Origin of the sequence: Microbacterium gallinarum, assembly GCF_014837165.1 — a bacterium.
In the GTDB taxonomy this organism is placed as follows: domain Bacteria; phylum Actinomycetota; class Actinomycetes; order Actinomycetales; family Microbacteriaceae; genus Microbacterium; species Microbacterium gallinarum.
The window spans coordinates 49,843-67,157 of the sequence record NZ_JACSPM010000004.1; the positions used below are offsets into that span (position 1 = coordinate 49,843).

A 17,315-nucleotide genomic window follows, 5' to 3' on the forward strand; every position below is an offset into this window, starting at 1 on the left:
TGAGTAGTCTGGACGAGTGAGTCTGGTCTCGGATGCGAAGAAGGCGGTCGCGCTCGTCCGCAAGGCGGTGCGCAGCCGGTCAGCGGTGAAGGGCGTCCGCCGCACGCTGGCCGCCCGCCCGCAGCATCCGCGATTCCATTACCGGGTCGCCGTGTACTTCGCCGACGGCGCGGTCAACATGTATCAGATGCGGCAGTGGTACAAGCCGCTCGCCGAGCTGGCGAAGACCTGGCCGGTCGTGGTGCTCAGCCGGGCCGCCACGGGGGCTCAGGCGCTGCTGGCCGAGGACGCCCCGCCGGTGGCGTTCGTGCCGACGGTGCGCGACATCGAGCGGTTCATCGCCGAACAGGACATCCGCGTCGTGCTGTACGTGAACCAGAACACCCGCAACTTCCAGATGTTCAGGTACGGCCGCCGGTGGCACGTGTTCATCAACCACGGCGAGTCCGACAAGATGTACATGACCACCAACCAGTACAAGGCGTACGACTACGCGCTCATCGCCGGCGACGCCGCCCGCGAGCGCCTGTCGCGGGTCCTGTGGGACTACGACGTCGACCGCCGCGCGATCGCCATCGGTCGGCCGCAGGCCGACCACTACTCGGGCCGGCTCGCGTACACGCCCGACGACCGCACGGTCGTGCTCTACGCGCCCACGTGGGAAGGCGACCGGCCCTCCGCGCACTACGGCTCGATCGTGACGCACGGTGAGGCGCTCGTCGGCGCGCTGCTGGCGAGCAAGCGCCACCGTGTGATCTACCGGCCGCATCCGCGCTCGGGGGTCGTGGTCCCCGAGTACGGCGACGCCGACAAGCGGATCATCGCGGCGATCGCGGCGGCCAACGCCGCCGACCCGTCGGCCCAGCACGTCTACGACGACGGCCCGGATCTGGGCTGGCAGCTGTCGGCCGCCGACGTTGCGATCGTCGACATCTCGGCCATGGTCTACGACCGGCTCGCGGCCGACAAGCCGCTCATGATCACGCGCCCCGTCGACCCCGCCGCGGCGATCGACACGCACGGCTACCTGTCGGCCTGCGAGTGGCTGGATGCCGCGGCCGCGCCAGCGATCATCGCGGAGACGGACCGGGTGCTGAACGACCCGGAAGCCGTCGAGCGCCTCGAACGGTGGGTGCGGCACTACTTCGGCGACACCTCCCCAGGCGCGGCGACCGAGCGTTTCCACAACGCTGTCCGCCGGCTCATGGACGAATGGGATGACTGGTACGCACGGTCCGTCGTCGAGACCGAGGACGACGAGCCCGACCCCGACGAAGCCGAGCTCGACGACGCGGGGGAGAGCTGATCAGCCGACGGGTGCCGGCCGCTCGACCAGCCGCGCGATCGCGCGGAGCGGGATCGTGACCCACGTCGGTCGGTTGCGCGCCTCGTAGAGCGCCTCGTACACCGCCTTGTCGAGTTCCAGCGCCGCCAGCAGCGCGCTGTCGGCCTCGAGGTCGGCGCCCGAGGCGAGCGCATACCCCTCGAGGAACGCCTCCCGCGCGGCCCGCGCCCACTCGCGGGCGGCCGCGGGGGATCGGTCGGGATCGTCGAGGCGGATGGACCCGGCGACGTAGTCGAACGAGCGCAGCATGCCGGCGACATCCCGCAGCGCCAGATCGGCACGGGTGCGCTCCGACATCGGCCGCATCGGTTCGCCCTCGAAGTCGAGCAGCACCCAGCCTCGCCCGGGTACGTGCAGCACCTGCCCGAGGTGGTAGTCGCCGTGGATGCGCTGGTGATCGGGCCAGTCGTCGGCCGCCGCGCGCTCGTACACCGACTCGATGGCCTCACGCCGCTCCGCGATCTCCGGCACCTCCGCGATCGCGATCGTCAGGCGCCGGTGCCATGACTCGGCCGTCGTGGCGCGGTCCTCCGGCAGCGTCCGACGAGTCGGGAAGAGCTCCGCCAGTGACACGTGCACGTCGGCCGTGGCCGCTCCCAGCGCGCGCGCCGGTGCGCGGAAGTCGTCGCCGCGTGCGGCCGCGTGCAGGGCGACGCGCCACGCGTCCTCCACGTTGGGCAGGAACTCCTGGGCCGTCGCAAGCGATCCGGTGACGGTGCCCTGCGCGGTGGCCGGGTCGGGCCAGGCGCCCTCGACCCAGCCGATCGCTCGCGGCACGTGGGTCGATCCGGCTGCGGCCAGCGCGGTCGGCAGCTCGATGTCGGGGTTGAGTCCGGGATGCAGCTGACGGTAGATCTTGCAGATCAGGGGCATCCCGCGCGAGCGGAAGATGAGCGATGTGTTCGACTGCTCGCCGGAGACGACGCTCGCGCTGCGCGGCTCGTCGGGGGGCGCGTCGGGCGCGGGGTGGCCTGTCGCCACCGTGCGCGGGCCCTCCGCGGTGCCGCCGAGCGTGACGAGCCGGATCAGGGCACGCGCATACGCGGGATCGAACGGCCCGTCGATGAACGTCGTTCCCGGTTCAGGGCTGCCGATGATGTGGTCCGGCGACGCGTCCACGGTCTCGGTCGCGCGTGAGACGACGGGAAGCTGGTACAGCACGGCGGGGAAGGCGCCTTCGTCGGCGACCAGATACGTGCGGATGCGCGCACCGGCATCCTCGGCGGCGACCGGCGCGAGATCCCACCATGAGATCAGGCGAAGGCTCGGCGGGCGGCCCTTGGCCGCGTACCACCGCTGCCTGGGCATCCATGCCGCCAGGCACGCGAGCGTGCTGTCCATGTCTCAGAGAGTATGCCCGAACGCGCTCGGGGAGCCACCCGGTCAGTCCTCCGCGTCACCGTCCGTCACGGCAGGCTGCGCGACGTCGACGACCGGCGCGACCGGGATCACGATGGACTCCACCGCGCCGCCGTCGCCGAAGCCGTCGAGGCGCACCGGGGATGCGTCGGCGAGACGCTCGGCCTCGGATTCGGGGCGCGCCGGCTCGGACGGCAGCCCGGCCCACTCCTCGTTGTGCTCGGGCCCTCGCGTGAACAGTCCCATGCGTCCATTGTGCGCGCCCGCGGCCTCCGGCGTGTCAGTCGTCGGCGAGATCGTCCGGATCGGCGGCGCTCTGAGGGAGCGCCCTGCGGGAGCCGGGGCGAAGACGCTTGGCGCCGTTCACGATGGCCTCGCCGGCATGGCGGATCGTGCGGGTCGCCGCGCGCTCGAGGGGCGTGGCCCCCGGCTTGGGCTCGAGGTCGGGCGGAAGGATCGCGGGCGCCTGCCCGAATGCACGACGCGAATTCACGAGCACGCGCCGGCCGAGGAGATGGTTGCCGGTGCCGCCGATCGCGGCGCCGATGCCGAACGGGAGGGCCTTGCCGATCCACGACGCGCCGCCGCGCACGGCGAACTGGTGGATGAACGTGGTCTTGAGCCGGTCGACGATCGGCCCCATGGCGGCGCGGGGGATCGTCTTCGTGATCAGCTCGCCCCAGTACTTGTCGCGGGACGGACCGCGGCCCATGGCCTGCCCGGCGAGCTGTGAAACAAGATCGACGCCCTCCTTGCCGAGCATGAGCGTGAGCACGAGGGCGCGCGCACGATCCGGATCGGCGACCGGGATGCCGTGCACCTCGGCCACCGACTGGGCGAACAGCGCGGTCGCCTCGATGAACCCCACGGTCTCGACGCCGCTGAGAGCGAGCGTCACACCGGTGCCGATGCCGGGCACGACTGCGGTCGCTCCCACCGCGGCACCGCCCGCCGTCACCGCGGCGAGGTACCGGCGCTCGAGGATGCGGACGAGGTCGGCGGTCGACGCGTTCGGGTGGCGGAGTCGGATGCTGCGCAGATGCGCCAGCACGACCGGGCGCTGGATGGCGAGCACACGGTCGAGGGCGCGGATGGTGCGCGGGTGCTCCTCCGAGCCGACGGGCGGCAGACCGCCCTGCCACGGAGAGTCCCCGGGCAGGGAGTGGATCGTGTGCACCTTGTCGACCATCGGGCCGATCCTATGCGGCCGAGCCTGAGCGAGGCCTGCGGGTTGACAGGCTCCGCCGGTTGGGTCAGACGAAGAGGTTGGCGCGCTCGAGGTCTTCGGCGAAGTCGACCTCGACGGCGTACAGGTCGGAGATGTCGAGCGGCTGCAGCAGCACGCCGTCCTCGGCGATCGCGAGTTCGAGCCCGCGCTCGAAGTAGTCCTGATCATCGACGCGCGTCAGCTGGCGGATGAACGCCTTCTTGTCGCCGCTCGAGATGTAGTTGATGCCGACGGCCTCGCCGATGCCGCCTTCGACGGTCTTGGAGAGCTCCTTGATGAAGCCTGCGCCGTTCACCGTGTACTTGACCTCTTCGTCACTCACCTTCGAGGTGTTGACGGTGACGAACGACTGGTCGCGCTCGATCAGCTCGATCGCGCGGCCGAGGACCATGGGGTCGAAGACGACGTCGCCGTTCATCCAGAGCACGCCGCCCTTGCCGGTCTTGGTCAGGGCGCGCAGCAGGCTCTTGGAGGTGTTGGTCTGGTCGTAGCGGTCGTTGTAGACGTAGTCGACCGACGGGAAGGCCTCGACGATGGTCTCCGCGCGGTAGCCGACGACGGTGGTGATCTTCGCCGCGGCGCCGAACGCCGCGCGGATGTTGTCGTGCTGCTGCTGCATGATGCTGCGGCCGTCGTTGAGCTCGGTCAGCGGCTTCGGAAGGCTCCGGCCGAGACGCGAGCCCATGCCGGCTGCGAGAATGACGGTCTGAAGGGTCAAAGGTCTGCTCCTGAGTGTGAGATTCACTGTCGGTACACCGACTCGACACCCCTTCGTGCCGCGTCCATGGTAGCGATGGCACCTGTGAACGTGCAGAATGATCGGCCGCCGTTGTCGATTCGTGACAAATCCGCGTTCGTGAGACTCGGCGTCACGCAGTGACCGATCTCAGAGAACCGCTTGATACCTTGGATCGGTGACAGCCTCCCTCCCGGTGCCGAACGACATCGATCCGGAAGAGCCGGACGGTCACGACAGTGCGCCCATCGTGTCGCTGCCGTCGAGCCCCAAGGCTCCGTCAGTCGAGCGCAAAGCGCCCCGCAAGAAGGCGGCGAAGGGCAAGCGGCCTGCGAAGCCTGCGCCGCCCGCCGACGAGCCGCTCGCCGAGGAGCGCATTCCCGACGAACCGGCATCCGGCGACGCCGCTCCGGCCGCCCCTCCCTCGGAGCTCTCGGAGCTCGCCGCCGCCGACATCGTGGTCCCGCCGAAGCCGCCGATGCCCGAGCCCGCCGTTGAGGCCGCAGAAGAGACTGTCCACGAGCCCGAGCCGGTCACCGAGCCCGAGCCCGTCGTCGAGCCCGAGCCTGTCGTGGTCGCCGCGCCGGCGCCCGCGGAGGACGTCCTGATCCTGCGTGGCGTCTCCAAGCGATTCGGTGAAACGCTCGCCGTCGACGGCATCGACCTCACCGTGCCCGCCGGCACCTTCTACGGCGTCGTGGGTCCGAACGGCGCCGGGAAGACCACGACGCTGTCCCTGATCGCGGGACTGCTCGAGCCCGACCGCGGCACGATCATGGTCGGCGGTGTGGACGCGGCATCCGATCGACTCGGCGCGAAGCGCGTCATGGGCGTCCTGCCCGATCGGCTGCGCACCTTCGACCGCCTCACCGGCCGGCAGCTGCTCCACTACTACGGCGTGCTCCGCGGGCTCCCGGCGGCGGTGGTGGAGAGCCGCACGGCCGATCTGGCGCGCGCCTTCGACCTGACCGATGCGCTCGGGCGCGTCGTGTCGGACTACTCCGCCGGCATGCTCAAGAAGGTCATGCTCGCGGGGGCGCTCATCCACTCGCCGCGGCTGCTGGTCCTCGACGAGCCGTTCGAAGCGGTCGATCCGGTCTCGAGCGCGATCATCCTCGACATCCTCTCCACCTACGTCGCCCACGGCGGCACGGTGATCCTCTCGAGCCACGGCATGGAACTCGTGGAGCGCGTGTGCTCGCGCGTCGCGGTGATCGTGGCGGGGCAGGTGCTCGCGGAAGGCACCGTCGACGAGGTGCGCGGCGAGCTCAGCCTCGAGCAGCGGTTCATCGAGCTGGCCGGCGGGCTCAGCGACGTGGAGGGCCTCGAGTGGCTGCACACATTCTCCGACTGAGGCTCGCACTGCTCTTCGGCACGCTTCGCGGCGGCCGCGCTCACGCGGCGCGCGTGATCTTCGCGGTGCTGATCCTCGTCGCGGCGACGGTCGCCGCCTGCTGGGCGATGCTCACGCTGCGGGATGCCGATGCCGACGTCGCCCAGACGGTGATCGTGCTCGGCGGCTCGGCCGTCACGCTGGGCTTCGGCCTGGCACCCCTCATCGGCGCAGTGGAGGACCCGCTCGACCCGCGGCGCTTCGCGCTGCTCGCAGTGCGTCGCGGACGCCTCGCGCTGGTGCTCGCGGTGGTCGGACTGGTGAGCGTCCCGGTCCTCGCCCTCGCGGCGATCGCGGCGTGCGCTGCGATCGTGTGGGTCGAGCACGGTGTGGCATGGCCCGTGGCCGCGGCGAGCGTCGTCCTCGGGGTTCTCACCTGCGCACTCTTCGCCCGCGTGTGCATGGCGATCGCCGCTCTCTACCTGCGCGAGCGTCGCTCGCGCGAGCTCTCGGGCCTCTTCCTGCTGGCGATCGTGGTCGTCGTGGTGCCCGTCGGCGTCTTCCTCGCGTCGCTCGAGTGGCGGGGAACCGTCCCCACTCAGCTGACCGAAGCCGTGAGTGCGCTCGCGCTGACGCCACTCGGCGCGGCCTGGGCGCTCCCGGGGGTGGCCGACCTCGATCCCGAAGGGGCGTGGCTGTCGGTGCTGATCGCGGTGGCGACGCTCGCGGTCCTCGCGCTGCTGTGGGCGTGGGGGGTGCATCGGCTCCTCACCACGACCGAGCGCCCTGTCACGAGTCGTGAGCGCGCAGGCCTCGGCTGGTTCGCCGTGGCCCCCGGCACGCCCGGCGGCGCGGTCGCTGCGCGCAGCCTCCTCTACTGGTTCCGCGATCGCCGCTACGTCGTCAACATGCTGGTCATCCCGGTGGCGGCGGCCGTGACGGTCCTGCCGCTGCTCGTCGCGGGGGTGCCCCTCGAACTCGCGATCCTGGTGCCCGTGCCGTTCGCCGCGCTGCTGCTCGGCTGGCTTCCGCACAACGACGTCGCCTACGACTCCACCGCGGTGTGGATGCACATCGCCAGCGGGATGCGCGGCGTCTCGGACCGCCTGGGCCGCCTCGTGCCGGTGCTGCTCATCGGCATCCCGCTCCTGGCCGTCGCGATCCCCGTGGTGATCTCGATCCACGGGCGCTGGGCGCTCCTGCCGGCCATGGTCGGCGTCTGCGCCTCGCTCTTCTTCGCGGGACTCGGGCTGTCGAGCGTCTCCTCGGTCGTGGCGCCCTATGCCGTCTCGCGGCCGGGCGAGAGCCCGTTCCAGCAGCCGCAGCGCACCGGCGCAACGGGTGCCGTCTCGCAGTGCCTCGTCATGCTCGGCGCCGTGATCGTGACCGCACCGGCGCTGTGGTGCGCATGGGTCGCCCTGACCGACGACATCGACTCCGCGATACTCGCCCTGTGGGCGGGTCTGGCGGCCGGGTTCGGGGTGCTGATCATCGGCGTGACCGCCGGCTCGATGGTCTTCTCGCGGCGCGGCGGGCGCCTCATGGAGTTCGCCGAGTCGACCTGAGCGGGTCCCGACGCCGGCGGGCCGGACTACACTGGCTGACCATGAGCACCCCTCTCGAAGGCCCGGACCACGGCGGTCTGGCCACCCTCGACCGAGAGCTCGAAGAGCTCATCCGTGAAGAGAACATCGAGCCCGGAGACCACGAGCGCTTCTCGCACTACGTGAAGAAGGACAAGATCCTCGAGTCCGCCATCACCGGCAAGCCGGTCCGGGCGCTGTGCGGCAAGAAGTGGACGCCGGGACGCGATCCCGAGAAGTTTCCGGTGTGCCCCACCTGCAAAGAGATCTACGAGTCGCTCGCCAAGTGAGCTGAGTCCGCGGCGTCGGCGTAGACCGTCGGGATCGCCGGGTCGGACTTGCTGAGCGCGAGCCCGCGCACCGGCAGTTCCTCGCGAGCGAACGCGTGGTGCTCACGCGCCGCCTCGACTCCCTCGTGCCCCTCGAACGCGGCATCCGGCTCGCCGTCGGTCATGAGCGTCACCTGCAGCGAACGGGCATCGCGATGGGATGCCGCGGTCGCGAGGTCTTCGAACCCGTCCGACACGACGATGAGCTCGCTCGTGGCGGTGCCGCGGTCGAGGGTGCGGAACGCGGCCTTGCGACCCCCCTTCGAGGCCTTGTCGGTCGACGCCTTCGCCACGGCCACCCATGCCCCGGCGGAGTCCTGGCGGGCGACGAGCTTGTAGACCATGCCGGCGGTGGGCGTCCCCGAACCGGTGACGACCGACGTGCCCACGCCGTAGGAATCGACGGGGGATGCCGCGAGCGCGGCGATCGCGTACTCGTCGAGGTCGCTCGTCACGGTGATGCGCGTGCCGGTCGCGCCGAGCTCGTCGAGCTGCGCACGCACCTCGGCGGCGACGAGCGGGAGATCGCCGGAGTCGATGCGCACCCCGCCCAGGTCCGTGCCCGCGACCCGGATCGCCGTGGCGACGCCCTCACGCGTGTCGTACGTGTCGACGAGCAGCGTCGTGTCGGTGCCGAGCGCCTCGATCTGCGAGCGGAACGCCTCCTCCTCGGTGTCGTGCAGCAGCGTCCACGCGTGGGCTGCGGTGCCCATGGTCGGGATGCCCCAGGCGCGCCCTGCCTCGAGATTCGATGTCGCGCCGAAGCCCGCGATGTAGGCGGCGCGCGCAGCCGCGACGGCGGACTCCTCGCCTGCGCGGCGCGAGCCCATCTCGGAGAGGGGGCGGTCGCCGGCGGCGACGCTCATGCGTGCGGCGGCGGTCGCGACGGCCGAGTCGTGGTTCAGCACGCTCAGCGCGAGGGTCTCGAGCACGACGGCCTCGGCGAACGTCCCCTCGACGGTGAGGATGGGGGAGCCGGGGAAGTACAGCTCGCCCTCGCGGTAGCCCGTGATCGAGCCGGTGAAGCGGTAGACCTCGAGGAAGTCGAGGGTCGCGGCATCCACCACCCGCTCGTCCCGCAGGAACCGGAGCTCGTCGTCGCCGAAGCGGAAGTCGCGGATGAGGCTCAGCAGGCGCCCGGTGCCGGCGACGACGCCGAAGCGGCGGCCCGCCGAGAGTCGTCTGCCGAACAGCTCGAAGACGCAGCGGCGGTCGGCGGTGCCGTCGCGCAGGGCCGCGTCGAGCATCGTGAGCTCGTAGCGGTCGGTGTGCAGGGCCGTGCTGCGCGAGGCGGTCATGCGGGTCAGCCTAGTGACCGGCTGGCGTAGGCTGGATCATCGTGAAGGACGCGCCCATCGGAATCTTCGACTCCGGTGTCGGCGGACTCACGGTGGCGCGAGCGGTGTCGGCCCTGCTGCCGCGCGAGTCGCTCCTCTACATCGGCGACACGGCCCACTCGCCGTACGGCCCGAAGCCCATCGCCGACGTGCGGCGCTACTCGCTCGAGATCCTCGACACCCTCGTCGACGAGGGCGTGAAGATGCTCGTGATCGCGTGCAACACCGCGTCGGCCGCCATGCTGCGCGATGCGCGCGAACGCTATGACGTGCCGGTCGTCGAGGTGATCGGTCCCGCGGTGCGCACCGCCATGTCGACGACCCGCAACGGGCGCATCGGGGTGATCGGCACCGCCGGCACGATCGGCTCGGGCGCCTACCAGGACATGCTCGAGGTCAACGAGCGCCTGACCGTCTTCGCCGAGGCGTGCCCCCGGTTCGTGGAGTTCGTCGAGGCGGGCGTGACCGACTCGCCCGAGGTGCTTGCGACGGCGGAGGAGTACCTCGCCCCGCTGCGGCACGCCGGGGTCGACACGCTCGTGCTCGGCTGCACGCACTACCCCTTCCTCGAGGGCGCCATCAGCTACGTCATGGGACCCGACGTGTCGCTCGTGTCGAGCGACACCGAGACGGCGAAGGACGTGTACCGGCAGCTGGTGTCCCGTGATCTCCTCGCGGGGCCGGATGCCTCGTCCCGCCACGTCTACGAGGCAACGGGCGCGTCCGCCGACGAGTTCCTCGACCTCGCCCACCGGCTGATGGGCCGTGAGGTCCGCGAGGTCCAGCTCGTGCAGACCGGCGCCATCGAACTCCCGCACCGCCCGAACTGACCCACCGCCCCACCCGAGGAGACACCCGATGACCCTTCGACAGGACCAGGACGACGTCGCCGTCGTCCGCGCTGACGGCCGCGCCGTCGACGAACTACGACCGATCACGATCGAACGCGGCTGGAGCGCGAACGCCGAGGGCTCGGCGCTCATCTCGTTCGGCGGCACCAAGGTGCTGTGCACGGCGTCGTTCACGAACGGCGTGCCGCGCTGGCTGACGGGCAAGGGCAAGGGATGGGTGACGGCGGAGTACGCGATGCTGCCGCGCGCGACGAACAGCCGCAACGACCGCGAGAGCGTGAAGGGCCGCGTCGGCGGACGCACGCACGAGATCTCGCGGCTCATCGGCCGCGCGCTGCGCGCGGTCGTCGACACCAAGGCGCTCGGCGAGAACACCATCGTGATCGACTGCGACGTGCTGCAGGCCGACGGCGGCACGCGCACAGCCGCGATCACCGGTGCGTACGTGGCGCTCGCCGACGCGATCGAGTGGGGCCGCGGCAAGAAGTTCATCGCGCAGCGGTCGCAGGTGCTCGTCGATTCCGTGGCCGCGGTGTCGGTCGGCATCATCGAGGGCGAGCCGATGCTCGACCTCGCCTACGTCGAGGACGTGCGCGCCGAGACCGACATGAACGTCGTCGTCACCGGGCGCGGGCTGTTCGTCGAGGTGCAGGGCACCGCCGAGGGCGCGCCGTTCGACAAGCGCGAGCTCGACGCGCTCCTGGAGCTCGGCGTCGCCGGGTGCGCATCGCTGCGCGACCACCAGGTCGCCGCGCTCGACGCCGGCGCGGAGTCGTGACATGACTGCGCTGCCGGAGGAGATGGCGGAGGCCGTGGCGGATGTCACGGCCCAGCCGCTCCGCCAGATCGTGCTCGCCACCCATAACCGCCACAAGGTCGAGGAGTTCCAGGCGATCGTCGCCGAGACCCGCCCCGACCTGCAGGTCGTCGCGTACGCCGGGCCAGAGCCCGTCGAGGACGGCGTGACGTTCGCCGCGAACGCGCTCATCAAGGCGCGGGCCGCCGCCGAGCACACCGGTCTGCCGGCGCTCGCCGACGACTCGGGCATCTGCGTCGACGTGCTCGGCGGCGCGCCCGGCGTGTTCTCGGCCTACTGGGCCGGGCACGCGAAGGACGCCACGGCCAACCTGGAGCTGCTGCTCGACCAGCTCTCCGACATCGCCGACCCGCACCGGACGGCGCAGTTCGTCTCCACCATCGCCCTCGTGGTGCCCGGCGACGCATCGAGCGAGCAGGTCGTCGAAGGACGCTGGCCGGGCCGCCTCGCCACAGCGGCGGCGGGAGAGGGCGGCTTCGGCTACGACCCCGTCTTCATCCCCGACGGGCAGCCCGCCGACAGCGAGCGCACGGTCGGCGAATGGTCCTCGCTCGAGAAGAACCGGTCGTCTCATCGTGCCCGCGCGTTCGCCGAGCTCGCGCCGCTTCTCGAGCAGCTCTGACGCGCTCGCGGGAGTGAGAATCACGATCATTCCCGTCTGCGCGGATCGGCGGACGGCGGGCCGCGCCCGGGCTTAGCCTGGGCACATGCACGATCACGCGAGCGCCTCGGAGGGCGGCATTCGCGGGGCGAGCAACCGCCGACTGCTCGCGATCTCCCTCGCGATCACGAGCGTCGTGATGGTGGTGCAGGTCGTCGGCGCGGCACTGTCGGGATCTCTTGCGCTCCTCGCCGATGCTGCACACATGTTCACGGATGCCGCGGCCCTGGTCATCGCGCTGGTGGCGACGTCCGTCGCGGCGCGGCCGGCGAATGACCGCCGCACGTTCGGGTATCAGCGCGCCGAGGTGTTCGGCGCCCTCGTGAACGGCGTGATCCTCATCGTGCTGTCGGCGTGGGTCGCCGTCGAGGGCGTGCAGCGACTGCTGGATCCGGGCGAGGTCGAGGTGGCGGGCGGGCTCATGCTCGCCGTCGCCGTTGCGGGTCTGATCGCCAACGCGGTCGCGATGTGGCTGCTCAGCTCTGCGCAACGCCGCAGCATCAACGTGCGCGGCGCCTACCTCGAGGTCCTCGGCGACCTGATCGGCTCGGCCATGGTGATCGTCGCCGCGATCGTGATCGTGACGACGGGCTGGGTGCAGGCCGACGCGATCGCGTCGCTGGTCATCGCCGCCATGATCATCCCGCGTGCGATCGGCCTGCTGCGCGAGGTCGTGTCGGTGCTCGCGGAGTCGGCGCCCGCGGGCACGCACGTGCGCGACATCCGCGATCACATCCTGTCGACCCCCGGGGTCGTCGACGTGCACGACGTGCACGTGTGGCAGCTCACGCGCGGAGCGCCCGTGTTCAGCGCGCATGTGGTGGTCGACGACGCCGCCATGCGCGATGGGCGGGCCTCCGGCATCCTGAGCACCCTCCAGTCGTGCCTGTCGGAGCACTTCGACGTGGAGCACTCGACGTTCCAGCTCGAGCCCGCCGGCCACGTCGAGCACGACGCGCACGCCTAGGGCGCGTCTTCGCGGCGCACCTCGTCGGGACTCTTGTCGGGCCGCAGTCCGCGCCAGCGAGGGTGGCGCAGGATGCCGCCGGGAGTGAACTCGCCGTACTCCACTTCGCCGACCAGCTCGGGCCGCACCCACAGCGCGTCACGGGCGTCGAGCGCCGGGACGCCGACCAGCGGGTTCTCGTCGGTGCGCAGCGGTGTGAGCGTGCGCAGGAGCTGGGTGAGCGTGCTGTCGCTGAACCCGGAGCCGACGCGCCCCGCGTACTGCAGGCCGCCGGGGCCGGGGATGCCGAGCAGAAGCGAGCCGAACGTGCCGCTGCGCCCGCCCTTGCCCGGACGGATGCCCGCGATCACCACCTCCTGGGTGCTGGTGTGCTTCACCTTGAGCCAGGACTCCGAGCGCACCCCGCCGGTGTAGCGGGATCGCGGATCCTTCACGACGATGCCCTCGAGCCGCAGCGCGCGGCTGGCGTCGAGCGCGGCGTCGACGTCGTCGAAGACGGGCGGCACAGAGATGAGCGGGATCGCGTCGGCGGCGAGGTCTTCGAGCAGGCGCCGCCGGACGCGCAGCGGCCGGCCTGTGACGTCGTCGCCGTCGGCGGACTGCACGTCGAAGAGGTAGTACCGCACCGGGGCGCGGCGCGCTTCGCGGGCGATCTCGGCGGGACGCTCGAGGTTCATGCGCCCCTGCAGCAGCGGGAAGCTCGGCCTGCCGTCGGGCTCGAGCGCGACGAGCTCACCGTCGACGATCGCCGGGGCGTCGCCGAGGCCCGCGTCCACGTCGGTCAGCTCGGGGTAGCGGTGGGTGATGTCGTTGCCGCTGCGCGCGTGGAGCCGCAGCCGCGAGCCGTCCCATACGCCGAGCGCGCGGATGCCGTCCCACTTGCCCTCCACCCACGGCTCGCCGCCCCAGCGGGCCGCGGACTGACGGGCGATGCCGGGGGTCGCGTTCGTCGAGAGCATCGCCGGAGGGACGGGCGGTGCTGCGGATGAGTCCTCGTCAGGTGCCGCGCGCCGTGCGGGAGGTCGTTCGTCGGTCTGCGCGCTGGGTCCGACGGGGATGCCGTCCGGCTGCGGCCGGCCCGCGGCATCCGTCTTCATCCGATGCAGCAGCCAGCTCGACTTCTCACCCTCGCCCTCGGTGCGGATGAGCGCGAGGCGCACCCGTCCGAGTGGACCGCCCGGGCGACCTTCAAGCGTTGCGATCACCTCGTCGTCGCGCCACTTCTCGAGCTCGTAGCGGCCGTCGTCCCAGATCGTGACGCTGCCGCCGCCGTACTCGCCGGCCGGAATGGTGCCCTCGAAGCTCGCATACTCCATCGGGTGGTCCTCGGTCATGATGGCGAGATTGTTCCGCTTGTACGAGTGCGGGACGCCGCGCGGCACCGCCCAGCTGACGAGCACGCCGTCGTGCTCGAGGCGGAAGTCCCAGTGCAGCGCCGTCGCGTGATGCTCCTGGATCACGAAGATCGGCTTCTCGCCGTGCGGGGTCGCGCCGAGAGGGTTTCCCGGCACCGGCTCGGGAGTGCGCGAGGCGCTGCGCTTGGAGATGTACGCCGAGAGCGGCCCGGTCTCGGCCTGTCGTCCGCCCGCGTGGAAGCCGAGCGCGGTCATCGGGTCGCCTATCGTCTCCGTGCGTTCGAGGACCTCCTCGAACAGCAGGTGCCGCAGTCCCGGGTCGTCGAGCTCGTCCCACGTGCGCGGGGCGGCCACCGTCGGATGCGTCCGGCCGCGCAGCGAGTACGGGGCGATCGTCGTCTTGGAGCCGTTGTTCTGGCTCCAGTCGATGAGCACCTTGCCGGGGCGCTCGGTCTTCTTCATCGAACTGACGACGAGGTCGGGGTGGTCCGCCTCGATCGCGCGGGCGAGCTCCTTGGCGATCATGGATGCCTGCTCGGTCGTCTGCCCGTCGGGCAGTGCTGCATACAGGTGGATGCCTTTGCTGCCGCTGGTCACGGGGTAGGGGTCGAGACCCATTCCCGACAGGATGCCGCGTGCCCAGCCCGCGACGACGGCGCACTCCGGCAGCCCAGCGCCCGGACCGGGGTCGAGGTCGAGGACGAGACGGTCGGCGAATCCGCGCTCGCCGTCGGGGGTGAAGCGCCACTGCGGCACGTGCAGTTCGAGACTCGCCACCTGGGCGAGGTAGACGAGCGTCGGCACGTCGCCGACCAGGGGGTAGTCCTTCGTGCCGGTGGAGTGGGGGATCGGCACCCGCCTCACCCAGGACGGCGCACCGCGCTCGAGGTCCTTCGCGAAGAAGACCATGCCGGGGTCGTCGTCGGTTCCCACACCGTCCGGCCAGCGCTTGCGGGTCACGGGTCGCCCGGCCACGTGCGGAATGAGCAGCGGGGCGATGCGCGTGTAGTAGTCGATGACCTCGCCCTTGGTGGTGCCCGTCTCGGGGTACAGCACCTTGTCGAGGTTCGTGACGCGCAGTCGCCGGCCGCCGATGCTCACCATGTTGGACGTGCCCGGCATGCGTTCAGGCTAGCCGCGACATGTCAACACCTGCATATGGGCTAGCCGTGGCACGTGCGACCGGTGTTCACTGGGGGGATGAGGGCGATCTGGAAGGGCGCGCTGACCTTCGGTCTGGTCAATGTGCCGGTCAAGGTGTATTCGGCGACCGAGGACCACGACGTGTCGCTGCACCAGGTGCACAACAAGGACGGCGGCCGCATCCGCTACCAGCGCATCTGCGAGATCGACGGCGAGGTCGTGCCCTACCAGGACATCGACAAGGCCTACGACGACGGCGACAAGACGGTCGTGCTCACGAAGGAGGACTTCGCGGCGCTGCCGGCCGAGAAGAGCCGCGAGATCGACGTCGTCGAGTTCGTGCCGAGCGACCAGGTCGACCTGCTCACCCTCGACAAGGCGTACTACCTCGAGCCCGACAGCGCGTCGCCGAAGGCGTACGTGCTGCTGCGCAAGACGCTCGAGCAGACGGATCGGACCGCGATCGTGCGGTTCTCGCTGCGTCAGAAGACGCGGCTGGCGGCGCTGCGGGTGCGCGGCGACGTTCTGGTGCTCCAGACCCTGCTGTGGGCCGACGAGGTGCGCGAGGCCGCCTTCCCGGCGCTGGACGAGACCGTGCGCATCTCGGCGAAGGAGCTCGAGCTATCGGCATCCCTCGTCGAGAGCTTCGCGAGCGACTTCGACCCGTCGGAGTTCTCCGACGAGTACCAGGAGGAGCTGCGCATCCTGATCGACGCGAAGCTCGAGAAGGGCGATGCCCTCGACACCTCGGAGACTTTCGGCGACCACGAGGAGGAGGACACCGGGGGAGAGGTCATCGACCTCATGGAGGCGCTGCGCGCGAGCGTCGAGAAGTCGCGGGCCGCGCGCGAGGGCGGCGCGACGTCGTCGAAGAAGGACGAGGCACCCGCGAAGAAGCCCGCCGCCAAGAAGTCGACGGCGAAGTCGTCCGCGGCGGCGAGCACGTCGAAGAGCGACGCGAAGAAGTCCACCGCGAAGAAGCCGGCGGCGAAGAAGACCGCGAAGGCCTCCTGACCTCGGACGCGGTCAGCCGCGCGGCGCCTCGCCCTCGTGCTGCCCGTGCTCGGGGCCGCGGTCGAAGATGTCGGCGTCGAGCACGAGCGCCTCGGCCTCGTCGTGGTCGGTCACGACGTCCTCACCCGCCGCAGCGGCCTTCTTGGCCTTGCTGCGCTCGCGGAAGTAGTGCCACAGCGTCACGACGGCGGTGCCGCCGACGGCGGCGAGCAGGATGAGATCGATGTAGTTCTCGACGAAGGTGGCCACCGGCGGGATGAAGCCGATCAGGTAGCCGAACATCGTCAGGCCGAAGCCCCAGATCACGGCGCCGATGAAGTTGTAGAGCGTGTACTTCCACTTGTTCATGTGACCGACGCCGGCGGCGACGGGCGCGAAGGTGCGCACGATCGGCACGAAGCGGGCGAGGATGATCGTGAGCCCGCCGAAGCGCTCGAAGAACGCGTTGGTGCGCTCGACGTTCTTGACGCTGAAGAGGCCGGACTCCTTCTTCTCGAAGACCGAGGGTCCGCCCTTGTGGCCGATGTAGTAGCCGACCTCGCCGCCGATGAACGCGGAGAGACCGATCAGCAGGGCCACCCACCAGACGCTGAGGCCGAACACGCCGTTCGGCGCGTAGTCCTGGGGGTGCGAGAGCAGGCCGGCGATGACGAGGAGCGTGTCGCCCGGCAGCAGGAAGCCGACGAGCAGGCCGGTCTCGGCGAACACGATGAAGCACACGACGACGAGCGCCCACGGGCCGGCCCAGTCGATGATCGCGGCCGGATCGAGCCAGGGGATGAGAGCAGTGGGCACGGCGTGCACGATGTGGGGTTCCCGTCGGTCGGTGCGGTCGGCGGTGCAGCGCGGTCAGCGAAGCAGCTGCGTGCGGAAGGTGGGACTTGAACCCACACGCCCGGAGGCACAGGAACCTAAATCCTGCGTGTCTGCCAATTCCACCACTCCCGCGAGCAGGTTCAGTCTACTGAGGCGCCTGGGCGCGGGCTGTGGGGCAGGCCCCCGGGTTCCGCCGGGCTTTCAGCGACGGATGCCGAAGAGGAAATAGCTCGCCGGGCCGATCCAATTGACCAGGATCGCGGGGATCCACGCGGGCTTCGGTCCGCGCACTTCGGACGCGTCGCGATGGGCGAGATCCCAGAACGCCAGGAAGGCGAACACGACTTGCACGAGCCCCACGAGGCCGAGGACGGCTCGGCCGGTCGGTGTCATCTCTTGCCGGCTCTTGGTCATCGTCGTGCCTCCGAATCGTTCGTCGGT

General features: G+C 70.7%; 17 protein-coding genes and 1 tRNA gene. 9 read left to right on the plus strand and 9 right to left on the minus strand.

Annotation, left to right across the window (positions count from 1 at the left end):
* The first annotated feature begins 16 nt into the window (after positions 1–16).
* Entirely contained in the window at positions 17–1,306 is a 1,290-nt protein-coding gene (locus H9622_RS12040; RefSeq protein WP_191766666.1) for a CDP-glycerol glycerophosphotransferase family protein, read from the plus strand.
* Here the strand turns inward: H9622_RS12040 and H9622_RS12045 are convergent, their stop codons facing one another.
* From H9622_RS12045 to H9622_RS12060, 4 genes are all read right to left on the minus strand, one after another.
* Complete coding sequence (locus H9622_RS12045; RefSeq protein WP_191766667.1) at positions 1,307–2,686, minus strand: maltokinase N-terminal cap-like domain-containing protein; 1,380 nt, start codon at positions 2,684–2,686, stop codon at positions 1,307–1,309.
* Between the two features lie 42 nt (positions 2,687–2,728).
* Positions 2,729–2,950 (minus strand): hypothetical protein, encoded by a 222-nt coding sequence (locus H9622_RS12050; protein WP_191766668.1) that lies wholly within the window; start codon positions 2,948–2,950, stop codon positions 2,729–2,731.
* Between the two features lie 34 nt (positions 2,951–2,984).
* Positions 2,985–3,893, minus strand: coding sequence for a hypothetical protein (locus tag H9622_RS12055; protein WP_191766669.1), 909 nt, complete (start codon positions 3,891–3,893; stop codon positions 2,985–2,987).
* Between the two features lie 64 nt (positions 3,894–3,957).
* A complete protein-coding gene (locus H9622_RS12060; protein ID WP_191766670.1) occupies positions 3,958–4,650 on the minus strand; it encodes a phosphocholine cytidylyltransferase family protein in 693 nt (230 codons plus the stop codon).
* 196 nt (positions 4,651–4,846) lie between these two features.
* On the opposite strand from H9622_RS12060, the gene H9622_RS12065 reads away from it, so the two are divergent.
* Genes H9622_RS12065 through H9622_RS12075 form a run of 3 tightly spaced genes read left to right on the plus strand, consistent with a single transcriptional unit; the run spans position 4,847 to position 7,874 of the window.
* Positions 4,847–6,022, plus strand: a complete 1,176-nt coding sequence (locus H9622_RS12065; RefSeq protein WP_318247104.1) for an ABC transporter ATP-binding protein — start codon at positions 4,847–4,849, stop codon at positions 6,020–6,022.
* Positions 5,998–7,566, plus strand: a complete 1,569-nt coding sequence (locus tag H9622_RS12070) for a hypothetical protein (protein ID WP_191766671.1) — start codon at positions 5,998–6,000, stop codon at positions 7,564–7,566. Before H9622_RS12065 ends, H9622_RS12070 begins: the two co-directional genes overlap by 25 nt.
* A gap of 41 nt (positions 7,567–7,607) precedes the next feature.
* Positions 7,608–7,874: a DUF3039 domain-containing protein gene (locus H9622_RS12075; protein WP_191766672.1), complete on the plus strand. Its 267-nt coding sequence runs from the start codon at positions 7,608–7,610 to the stop codon at positions 7,872–7,874.
* On the opposite strand, the gene H9622_RS12080 is transcribed toward H9622_RS12075, so the two are convergent.
* Positions 7,853–9,211: a nicotinate phosphoribosyltransferase gene (locus tag H9622_RS12080; protein WP_191766673.1), complete on the minus strand. Its 1,359-nt coding sequence runs from the start codon at positions 9,209–9,211 to the stop codon at positions 7,853–7,855. The two genes, H9622_RS12075 and H9622_RS12080, sit on opposite strands and share 22 nt — an antisense overlap.
* A 41-nt stretch (positions 9,212–9,252) precedes the next feature.
* Between H9622_RS12080 and murI the strand changes: the two genes are divergently transcribed.
* The 4 genes from murI to H9622_RS12100 all read left to right on the plus strand — a co-directional run bounded on the left by murI (position 9,253) and on the right by H9622_RS12100 (position 12,546).
* Positions 9,253–10,080, plus strand: a complete 828-nt coding sequence (gene murI, locus H9622_RS12085; protein WP_191766674.1) for a glutamate racemase — start codon at positions 9,253–9,255, stop codon at positions 10,078–10,080.
* Positions 10,081–10,108: 28 nt separating this feature from the next.
* Positions 10,109–10,879: a ribonuclease PH gene (gene rph / locus H9622_RS12090; RefSeq protein WP_191766675.1), complete on the plus strand. Its 771-nt coding sequence runs from the start codon at positions 10,109–10,111 to the stop codon at positions 10,877–10,879.
* Between the two features lie 22 nt (positions 10,880–10,901).
* On the plus strand, positions 10,902–11,540 hold the full coding sequence (gene rdgB, locus H9622_RS12095) for an RdgB/HAM1 family non-canonical purine NTP pyrophosphatase (protein WP_191766930.1): 639 nt from the start codon (positions 10,902–10,904) through the stop codon (positions 11,538–11,540).
* A gap of 85 nt (positions 11,541–11,625) precedes the next feature.
* A complete protein-coding gene (locus tag H9622_RS12100) occupies positions 11,626–12,546 on the plus strand; it encodes a cation diffusion facilitator family transporter (protein ID WP_191766676.1) in 921 nt (306 codons plus the stop codon).
* Here the strand turns inward: H9622_RS12100 and H9622_RS12105 are convergent.
* Entirely contained in the window at positions 12,543–15,023 is a 2,481-nt protein-coding gene (locus H9622_RS12105) for an ATP-dependent DNA ligase (RefSeq protein WP_191766677.1), read from the minus strand. The genes H9622_RS12100 and H9622_RS12105 overlap by 4 nt on opposite strands.
* A gap of 78 nt (positions 15,024–15,101) precedes the next feature.
* Between H9622_RS12105 and ku the strand changes: the two genes are divergently transcribed.
* Positions 15,102–16,058: a non-homologous end joining protein Ku gene (gene ku / locus H9622_RS12110; protein WP_191766678.1), complete on the plus strand. Its 957-nt coding sequence runs from the start codon at positions 15,102–15,104 to the stop codon at positions 16,056–16,058.
* Between the two features lie 12 nt (positions 16,059–16,070).
* Here the strand turns inward: ku and H9622_RS12115 are convergent, their stop codons facing one another.
* From H9622_RS12115 to H9622_RS12125, 3 genes are all read right to left on the minus strand, one after another.
* Positions 16,071–16,862: a DedA family protein gene (locus tag H9622_RS12115; RefSeq protein WP_191766679.1), complete on the minus strand. Its 792-nt coding sequence runs from the start codon at positions 16,860–16,862 to the stop codon at positions 16,071–16,073.
* Between the two features lie 62 nt (positions 16,863–16,924).
* Positions 16,925–17,006: transfer RNA gene (locus H9622_RS12120), tRNA-Leu, on the minus strand.
* A gap of 69 nt (positions 17,007–17,075) precedes the next feature.
* Positions 17,076–17,288 carry a PLDc N-terminal domain-containing protein gene (locus H9622_RS12125; RefSeq protein ID WP_191766680.1) on the minus strand — a complete coding sequence of 71 codons (213 nt, stop codon included), beginning with the start codon at positions 17,286–17,288 and terminating at the stop codon, positions 17,076–17,078.
* Positions 17,289–17,315: the final 27 nt, after the last annotated feature.